The sequence below is a fragment of the Mycobacterium sp. KBS0706 genome, from assembly GCF_005938675.2.
Lineage (GTDB): Bacteria > Pseudomonadota > Alphaproteobacteria > DSM-16000 > Inquilinaceae > Inquilinus.
Genome location: NZ_VCCH02000225.1, coordinates 1 through 2,877, shown reverse-complemented (window position 1 = coordinate 2,877; position 2,877 = coordinate 1). Strand labels below are relative to the sequence as shown.

The following is a 2,877-nucleotide window of genomic DNA, read 5'->3' as shown; positions in this document are numbered from 1 at the left end:
TTGCCGGAGCCGGAGTGGGAGAGCGGGAGCCGGGCCGAGCCCGAGGGCGAGGCGGAGCAGGCGATCGCGGGGATCTGGTCGGAGGTTCTGGGCCTGCGGCAGGTTGGTCGGGACGACAATTTCTTCGAGCTGGGCGGGGATTCGATCTTGTCGCTGCAGGTGGTGTCGCGGGCGCGCCGGGCGGGTCTGGTGCTGACACCGCGACAGCTGTTCGAGCACCAGACGGTGCGCGGGCTGGCGGCGGTGGCCGGGCGCGAGGCGGCCGCGATCGTGCCGGAGACGGCGACGGGCGAGGCGGTGCTGCTGCCGATCCAGCGCTGGTTCTTCGGGACGGAGATCCCGGGGCGGCAGCACTGGAACCAGTCGGTGCTGCTGGCGCCGCGAGAGCGGCTGCAGGCCGAGGCGCTGCGCGGGGCCATCGCGGCGGTGGTGGGCCACCACGATGCGCTGCGGCTGCGCTTCGCGCAGGGCGAAGACAGCGCCTGGAGCCAGGCCTATGCCGAGCCGGCGGAGCAGGAGTGGCTGTGGCTGCGCAGCGTCGCCGACGAGGCGACGCAAACGGCGGTGGCGCAAGACGCCCAGCGCAGCCTGGACCTGGCCGAAGGTCCGCTGCTGCGGGCGGTGCTGATGGAACGCTGGGACGGGAGCCAGCGGCTGCTATTGGTGATTCACCACCTGGTGGTGGACGGGGTGTCCTGGCGGATCCTCTTGGAGGACCTGCAGGCAGCTTACGGCCAGGCCGTGACGGGCGAGGCGATCACCCTGCCGGAGACGAGCAGCAGCTTCGGGGCCTGGGGCAGGGTCCTGCAGGCTCACGCCGCGAGCCCGGAGCTGCTGGCGGAGCTGCCGTATTGGCAGGGCGTGCTGGGTGGACCGTCGGGCTTCCCGGTGGCGCGCCCCGACGGCGCGAACACCGTCTTTCAGCGTGTGGAGCACCGGCAGCGCTTCGATGTGGCGCTGACCGAGCGTCTAGTGACGGCAGGCCGGGCGTGGCGGGCCGGGGTGGAGGATCTGCTGCTGACAGCGTTGGCGCGGGCGCTGTGCCGGCACACGGGGCAGGGCTCGGCGCTGGTGGCGCTGGAAGGCCATGGCCGGGAGGAGCTGGGCGGGCTGGACCTCAGCCGGACGGTGGGCTGGTTCACCAGCCTGTACCCGGTGCGGCTGATGCCCGAGGCGGATCTGCAAGCCTCGCTGAAGGCGGTGAAGGAACAGCTGCGGGCGGTGCCGCAGCGGGGTCTCGGCTATGGCGTGCTGCGGCACATGGGATCGTCGGAGGTGCAGGCCGCGCTGTCGGATCGGCCGTGGCCGGCGGTGACGTTCAACTATCTGGGGCGGTTCGACGGTGTGACGGCGGGGGCCTTCGCCCTGGCACGGGAGAGCACCGGCCGGGACCAGTCGGACGGATCGCCGCTCGGCGCCGAGCTGATGGTGAACGGCCAGGTGGCGGAGGGCGTGCTGGGGCTGACCTGGCTGTATAGCGCCGCCCGGCATGATGCCGGAACGATCGAGGGTCTGGCGCAAGTCTTCGGAGCTGAGTTGGAGGCCCTGGTCGAGTTGTGCTGTGCGCCGGGTGCGGGTGGTCTGACGCCGTCGGACGTGCCGCTCGCCGGTCTGGGCCAGGCCGAGCTGGACGCGCTGCCGGTGCCGGCGGCGGAGGTCGAGGACCTGTATCCGCTGTCGCCGATGCAGCAGGGCATGCTGTTCCACAGCCTGCAGGTGCCGGAGCTGTATGTGACCCAGATCCGGGTGGATGTGGAGGGCCTCGATGCCGGCCGCTTCGCCCGGGCCTGGGAGGCGGCGGTGGAGGCCCATGCCATCCTGCGCACCGGCTTCCTGGGACAGGACGACAGGCCGTTGCAGCTGGTGCGTCGCCGGGTGCCGTCGCCGGTGCAGCAGCTGGACTGGCGCGGCAAGCCGGAGCTGGAGCAGGCCCTGACGGAGCTGGCGGTGTCGGACCGGTCGCGGGGCTTCGACCTTGCTGCGCCGCCGCTGCTGCGGGTGCTGCTGGTGCGGATGGCGGCGGACCGGCACCGGCTGATCCTGACCAGCCATCATCTGCTGCTGGATGGCTGGAGCACGTCGCGGCTGATCGGCGAGGTGCTGACCCGCTACCACGGCAAGACCCCGGCGGTCTCGGCCGGCCGGTACCGGGACTACATCGCCTGGCTGGGCCAGAGGGATCAGGCGGCGGATCAAGGATTCTGGCGCGATCGCCTGTCCGGGGTGGAGGAGCCGACGCTGCTGGCCGCGGCGCTGCCGGCGCCGGAGGCGCAGCCGGGGCATGAGAGCAAGAAGCTGCGGCTGGACGCAGCGGCAACTGAAGCCCTGAAAGCCTTCGCCCGTCGCGAGCATGTCACCCTGAACACGGTGGTGCAGGGGGCGTGGGCGCTGCTGCTGTCGCGGGCCACCGGGCAGCGTCGGGTGGTGTTCGGGGCGACGGTGTCGGGGCGCCCGGCGGAGCTGCGCGGCGCCGAGGCGCTGCTGGGGCTGTTCATCAACACCCTGCCGGTGGCGCCGGCGCTGGACCCGGCGCGGAGCATCGGCGACTGGCTGCGGGCGCTGCAGGCGGAGAATGCGGCGCTGCGCGAGCACGAGCACACGCCCTTGTACGAGATCCAGGGCTGGGCCGGCCAGGGCGGGCGGTCGCTGTTCGACACGCTCCTGGTGTTCGAGAACTACCCGGTGGACCAGGCCCTGCGCGAGCGGGACAGCAAGGGCCTGCGCTTCGGCCAGGTCTCCAACCTGGAGACCACGAACTACGCCCTGACCCTGACGGTGCAGGCCGGTGGCGACATCGAGATCGGTTGGAGCTGGCGGCGGGATGCCTTCGACCAGGACCGCATCGAAGGGCTGATGAGGCAGTTCGAGGCGCTGCTG

Annotated in this window: 1 protein-coding gene; it reads left to right on the top strand. The window is 72.0% G+C overall.

The features are described from left to right. On the top strand, positions 1–2,877 hold a 2,877-nt coding region (locus FFK22_RS41285), incomplete at both ends, for a condensation domain-containing protein (RefSeq protein WP_306770265.1).